Source organism: Mycobacterium sp. AZCC_0083 (assembly GCF_014202335.1).
GTDB lineage: Bacteria > Actinomycetota > Actinomycetes > Mycobacteriales > Mycobacteriaceae > Mycobacterium.
On sequence record NZ_JACHGP010000015.1, the window covers coordinates 216,332 to 222,331 of the forward strand.

A 6,000-nucleotide genomic window follows, 5' to 3' on the forward strand; every position below is an offset into this window, starting at 1 on the left:
GAAGCCGCTTCTCGCTGGGCACGGCCGCTGTGGGCTTTCATCGTCTCCTCGGAGGAATCCCGATGGTTCGACTCAGCCGATCCGGCGTTTGGATTTCAATACTGATTGGTTTCCTGCTGGTAGCGGTTGCTGCTACGGCCGCCACGCTCGTCGCGTCAAAACACAGAGGTTCAGACGGATGGCGAGCCGGCTTCCTGGCTTACGGCCAGGTCTCGGTGGCAATCTCCGGCGACGATGTGAATAGCCCCCGTACCAAGCGCTGCATTGCCAACTCGGTTCAGGCAGGCATCGATGTCAGGCAAGGAGTTCCGGTAGTCATCAGCCTCGACGGACGCGCCGTCGGAGGCGGCGACTTGTCCACCGGTGAGCTCATACAGGGAACCACACACGGTAGACCTTCCGAATCATGGCGGGCCTCTTGCCATTACAAGTTTTCGGCACCGGTGACAGAGCCCGGCGAAGGCCAATACACCGTGGATATCGGCGACGCCAAAGTGGCCTTTTCGATGGATGATCTGCGGAATGGCATCGATCTGGGTTTGTCGTAACGTCATTTCGTAGGCGTGTCAGAGTCCACCCGCCTTCGACGTCGTTGGCCAAGGGTCGGTCGGAGCCATCGAGAGGAGGGCGATTTCGGCTGCGCTTTACCCGCCGCCCCTCGACGCACAAGGACCTGACATCACGACTAAATGGCGCGAGGATCGCCAGCGATAGGACACAGGATGCTCAATGTGACCGGGCCTACTAAGCCTCGCTCTGCTGACGACGACGCGCGAAAGGGCCCTCAACGCGCGGTCCTGTCCCTAGTGATTCGGGATGGCCTCAGCGCTACATCTCTCAAGACGCGGACGCCGGGATAGGCGGGCGCGCCGAGGCGGACCCGGGATCGGATCACATATACGTACTCGACTTTCAGGGACCGGGGCGATGGCAGTACACAATGTTCGGTCACTCTCTCGATCCGCTCTTCCGAATCACGGAACATATCCGCGCCGCCGAGGGCCATGGATGGGTATTAGTAGATGGCTGGATTTCGCCGGGCGTGAACAATGCGCAACCGTTAGAGGCCGCCACGCTGAACGTCGCGGGCATTTTCCACCAAGGTCTTCGTTATCGAGAACGCTTCTACACCATGCGTTTTAAGGACCGATTAAAGATCGCGCGTATGATGTTCGAGATCCACGTCAACGACGCGGGCGATTGACCCTTGTGGGGCGGGCGGGGCCCGAACCCGCGACCAACGGATTGCCGATCGGCGGTTCTTGAACATTCCGGCAAATACGCGTTAAATGCTGCGGCGCAACGATTTTAGCTGGAGTGCGATGCCAGCTGTTCCGGATAATTCCTGCCGCTTCTTGGACATATCCGCCGAATAGTCGTCGAGTCACGTTCTGGCGCACCTGATCGCGCTCGCTGAACGCAAAGGTGCCTCGAATTCGTTGAAGATAAGCACTATCTCGTCCTACTCCCGACCCTCGAGGTAGAGCTAGCGACGCTGCCTGAGGCCGAGAGACATCCGAGTCGGCGCTCCTGCGCTACAACCCGCCAAGGATGACCGCGTTGCACCGATCGAGAGGCCACAGGCAAGACCAGGATCAATGCCTGGCCAGGCCTGTGGCCGCAACGACCTGCCTCTTGATATCGCGGCGTGCGCTCAGTTTGCGCAGTGGATGTGGAACTTCTCCCAGCCGTTGGCCACCGTCGCATCGGAATGGATGGTGTCAGTGGTCCGTCCGCCACCGCCGACGGCGGTGAGGAAGTGCCCGTCGATGGTGCCGATCGAATACACGTCCTGGCCGCCCGGAGCCGATGGAACCTTCGTGACGGTGAACTTCTCCCAACCCTGCAACTGCGTGGCGTCGGAGTGGATGACGTCGGTGATCCGTCCGCCGCCGCCGACGGCAGTGAGGTAATGCCCATCAAAGGCTTGGATACCGTAATGGGTTCCGTCACCGGAGTCTACGAGCGTAAAGGTCTCCCATGACCCGACCCGCACTGCATCCGTGTGGATTACGTCGAACGGCGGTTGGCCGAGTCCCGTCAGCCCGCCGCTATTGACTGCCGTCACATAGTGCCCATCGGCGGTCTTGAAAGTGCAGTTGGTCTTCGTTGGTGTGGACGCCCAGGCCACACCGGACAGGCTCACGGCCATGGCGGCCATGGCGGCCATGACGGCCATCGCTGAAACGCCGACGACGGCGAGTCGTCGCCTGTGCTTACGCGCAGACGTCGGTTCCGCCGCGGACGCCGACGGGATTCTGTCAGTCGGCGGCCGGGGGTTGATATTGGTGATCATGATGTGCTCCTTCGATGTGATCGGGGTCCTGGTTGGGCCCCTGACACACGTAGGAGCGCCGAGCCCCGTAAAAGGCGACACATTTTCACGAATTGATCTTTGAGGGCCTGCAGCCCACCAAGTTCGGCGACAAGCTGCACGATCGCGGTCACCGAGACCAGCCGGAGTCCAGCGGTCTCAGGGACTTGAGGCCCGGTTCAATCGATGCGAAGCCCCCCGGCGATGGCCGAGGACTTTGTGCCCTGCCGACGATGAATCGCGGTGTGGCGGACGAGGACGACAAGAACCTCTGTCGTGCCAATCACTGCCGCGAGCCGGTCTGGCAGCTAAGCGCCAGGCGACAAATCGTCGTGATCTGAGGAGCGAGTCCGAACAACACCTAATGTCGTCGATCTCCGCGTGTTCGAGTGTGGAGCCCGTGTTCGAACGACAACTGTCGTCAAACCGGATTCCGACGAGCCAGCAAGACCGAAAAAACCTGCAAACTGCCTGTTCAAAAGTGGAGCTAAGGGGACAACTCTCGAACCCGGACACCGTCGATCGGATACAGCGTCTGACCGGGTCGAGACAGTGAATCGACTCGGCGACCGAAGGCAATACCGGTAACCCTCCGTATTCGATCTCGCCGTATTCGCTCGTTCCCATTGAACCTTCCGCGGACCCTGTAGGGGAAGGACGGGACGCGCCAAGATAGGGCAAGCTCTGGCGGTTCCCGTTGTCGATCGGTAGCACTACGCAAGTTTGCTGGCGGGTGTCGTCACGGGCTTAGCACGAGTAAGAGACGGACGAGCTCGGCTTGGCGGTGGGTGTCGGTCTTGTCGAAGACGTGTTGCAGATGGGTGCGAACCGTTGTGTACGAGATCGACAATTCCTCCGAGATTTGTTTCAGATCCGCGCCATGCATCACGTGCAGCGCAACCTCGGCTTCGGCTTGAGTGAGGCGGTAGAGCCGCCGCAACAGAGCTACGGTGGGTTCGGGTTCGTCGTCTGGATCAATGATCAGCACCAATGCCATTGGCTGCCTGAGTGGCTCATCGGCGTTACGGTGGTGGGAGGGCAGCACGTGAATCACGAAGGGGCGCTTACCCGAGGGCCGAGAGCAGGTGAGCGACCGGCCCGTGCGAACGGTGGACGGTTCGCCGGTGAGGGCTTTCTGTATTGCGTAATGGAGCTCTTGTTCGGCGCGCGTGCTTGTTGTGGCGATCCGTCCTGACCGCATGCAAAGGCCGTCTTCGGCACGAACGATCCGTTCGGCGGCTGAATTCAGGTTTATCACCAGGTGTTCGCCTGCGACGATGATTACTCCGTGCCGGACGACCTCTAGCGCCCCGGCCAGCTCAACGGCGCTGTCGGCCAGCGCCGCTAGTTTGTCCTGCGTGCGCAGCGCCTGCTGCAAGTGTGGGACCAAGCCGCTCACCAGCTTCACACGTTCCAGCGTGTCGAACGACTCCGTCCGTCCCGGCGCCGCAACGATGAGGCAGGTAGATCTCGACTCGTCGGTAAGCCGGATGAATAACCCGTCGTCGATGTCGAGGGGCCGCAGCCAGTCTTGATAGAACTCTGACTTCCGCACGAGGGGCATCAACTCCGACCCGGTCCGCACTGCACCTACCGGACTGCGCTCAACGGCCGCGAGCACGCGATCCAAGCGGTGGTAGTGCTCGGCGTAGCTTTGGGCGGCTTCCACCGGAACGGCGTTCTGAACGGACGATGTTCCATGGTCCGAAAAAAGCCCGCCGTGTGTGCCACCGAGCGTGCGGTGAATGTCGCCGACGGCCATTCGCCAGTGCTGGGGAGTGACCGCGGCAGCGTAGATGCCAGATACTAGGCGCGAGAAATCCTCGACCGTGACCATCGTCCGGTCCCCGATACCCCCACTGACACTGCCACCGTCGTCAGCCCCATCCTGGCTATGGATCTCTTATGAAGAGTAGCTGGATCTCATGCATTTGGATGAGGGATTGGGCGTCTCCTGGTGCTTCTCTTGCTGTACATAGCGAAGCTGTGACTCCGGTAGGAGCCACCAATCATCGGGAGGAGGCATCCGCACATGTCGCAGTTACTACCGGCATCTACCGCGACACCGGACGTCCGGTCAGCTCCGTCGGCGGTCGACTCCACGCAATACGGCCCGACACGGGTTCTCGTCACAGAACAGGAAGTTGCATTCGCAACGGCCGCGGCGATATCGGTGCCGCCCGCAACGACCCGCCATCGCCGGCTGGGCACAACGTTGATCGCCGCAATCGGCCGCATCCACATCGCGCTGCCTGAGCCACGACCGCACTATCCGCGGCGTGATCCCAACTATTTCGAGGCGGCGCGAATGGCCCGCGAGATGGACCACCTATGACGGCACACGCCACACGCGTGCAAGAAACCCGCAAACGACAAACGCCACGCTGTCGCCTTGAGCAACGTCGTCCCGGTCGATTGTTTTCGATGTGAACAAGAACCGCACACACCGCACACCGCGGTCAGACGCGCGGCTCAAATCCTAGGAGGAAAGACATGAAGTACGTCATGACCTGGACGCCTCGGCTCAGCGGCTCCGCAGAGGAGAATGAAGCGGCCACCCGGCGCGGTTTGGAACTGTTTTCAAAGTGGCAGCAACCGGCCGGCACGACGTTTCACCAATTCGTCGCCCGAGTTGATGGGACTGGAGGGTTCGCCGTCGTGGAGACCGACAGTCCCGCGGACCTGCTCGACGGCACCGGCAAGTTCGGTCCCCTCAACGAATTCCAGCTTTACCCGGTCGTGGACATCGCCGACTGGGTGCAGGCGGCGCAGGACGGTGTGGAGTTCAGGGAGTCAATCAGCTGAGCGTCTGGTCAACGATCTCGCTCCTGGTGTACAGAGGCAGCAAGCACTTGCGGCGGCCGCCTCGACGTGACGCAGCTTGCCCACGGTTGTGCTGCGATCTCGGCGTGCCGTTGGACGACGTTGTCGCTATAGCCGAGAAGCTCTGCGACGTCGCGCCACATTCGACGCGACTTGCCCCGGCGTGTCGGCACCAGGCGATGAGGAACGCCCTGACACCTACTGCGCGTGGGCCCAAATCTGTCAACGACGGCCGAATTTTGACCCCTTTTCGACCGTCGACACGGGGTCATCTTTCAGGCGTCGCCGACAAAATCCCCAAATCAACAAAAAGTTTTCATCACCAAAGCAGGGCGCCTAGCAACGGCCTGCGACGCCGTACCCGTGGTTCATCAGATGAAAACGGCGGACTTTCATGGATAACCGCCGTTATCCATGACGCTGAGGCGACATCCTGGCCGCGCGCCTGCACTCACTCAGTTCGCTTTGAGCAAGCGCGATCCCTGCGCAGACCACCACGCCGTGATTTCGACACGGCAGTAGCCGATGTGTCCACGCCGTGCCACGGCTCAAGGAGAAACACCATGCTCAAAGCCAAGCGCCGGTTCCTTACGGTTACTGCCAGCCTCACCAGGCCGACGAACCAGACGCAGACCCACCGATAAACGCCGCGAGCCCATTCGAGCGGGTTCGATCACGACATATTAGGTATCCAAAAAAGTGGAGGCAATAGGAAGAAACTCGAACCTTGCGCACATGTCCAGAAAGTGGTCTGACCTGCGGGAACGGTGACGGCGCTCATCGAAGATCCCCAGGTGTGCTTATCGGAATTCCCCACCTGTGAGCAGCGGTCAGTGTATCGGTTGGCGGGTGCCGGTGGTGGC

6 protein-coding genes are annotated in these 6,000 nt (G+C 60.9%); 4 read left to right on the top strand and 2 right to left on the bottom strand.

The features are described 5' to 3' along the window. Window positions 1–62 precede the first annotated feature (62 nt). Both HNP02_RS31870 and HNP02_RS31875 read left to right on the top strand, forming a co-directional pair. The gene (locus tag HNP02_RS31870) at window positions 63–548 is read left to right on the top strand and encodes a hypothetical protein (RefSeq protein WP_184444645.1); all 486 of its coding nucleotides are present in this window, start codon (window positions 63–65) and stop codon (window positions 546–548) included. 392 nt (window positions 549–940) lie between these two features. Beyond that, window positions 941–1,204 carry a hypothetical protein gene (locus tag HNP02_RS31875; protein ID WP_184444646.1) on the top strand — a complete coding sequence of 88 codons (264 nt, stop codon included), beginning with the start codon at window positions 941–943 and terminating at the stop codon, window positions 1,202–1,204. Window positions 1,205–1,654: 450 nt separating this feature from the next. Here HNP02_RS31875 and HNP02_RS31880 read toward each other — a convergent pair whose 3' ends face one another. Next, on the bottom strand, window positions 1,655–2,296 hold the full coding sequence (locus HNP02_RS31880; protein ID WP_184444647.1) for a hypothetical protein: 642 nt from the start codon (window positions 2,294–2,296) through the stop codon (window positions 1,655–1,657). A 757-nt stretch (window positions 2,297–3,053) separates the two neighbouring features. Next, a complete protein-coding gene (locus HNP02_RS31885; RefSeq protein ID WP_184444648.1) occupies window positions 3,054–4,151 on the bottom strand; it encodes a helix-turn-helix transcriptional regulator in 1,098 nt (365 codons plus the stop codon). Between the two features lie 195 nt (window positions 4,152–4,346). Between HNP02_RS31885 and HNP02_RS31890 the strand changes: the two genes are divergently transcribed. Then, window positions 4,347–4,649 (top strand): hypothetical protein, encoded by a 303-nt coding sequence (locus HNP02_RS31890; RefSeq protein ID WP_184444649.1) that lies wholly within the window; start codon window positions 4,347–4,349, stop codon window positions 4,647–4,649. A 158-nt stretch (window positions 4,650–4,807) separates the two neighbouring features. Further along, window positions 4,808–5,119: a DUF3303 domain-containing protein gene (locus tag HNP02_RS31895; RefSeq protein ID WP_184444650.1), complete on the top strand. Its 312-nt coding sequence runs from the start codon at window positions 4,808–4,810 to the stop codon at window positions 5,117–5,119. Window positions 5,120–6,000 lie beyond the last annotated feature (881 nt).

Coding starts and splice junctions, on each gene's coding strand:
- HNP02_RS31880 (WP_184444647.1), bottom strand. CDS start 2,296: ATGATCACCAATATCAACCCCCGGCCGCCGACTGACAGAATCCCGTCG.
- HNP02_RS31890 (WP_184444649.1), top strand. CDS start 4,347: ATGTCGCAGTTACTACCGGCATCTACCGCGACACCGGACGTCCGGTCA.
- HNP02_RS31870 (WP_184444645.1), top strand. CDS start 63: ATGGTTCGACTCAGCCGATCCGGCGTTTGGATTTCAATACTGATTGGT.
- HNP02_RS31875 (WP_184444646.1), top strand. CDS start 941: ATGTTCGGTCACTCTCTCGATCCGCTCTTCCGAATCACGGAACATATC.
- HNP02_RS31885 (WP_184444648.1), bottom strand. CDS start 4,151: ATGGTCACGGTCGAGGATTTCTCGCGCCTAGTATCTGGCATCTACGCT.
- HNP02_RS31895 (WP_184444650.1), top strand. CDS start 4,808: ATGAAGTACGTCATGACCTGGACGCCTCGGCTCAGCGGCTCCGCAGAG.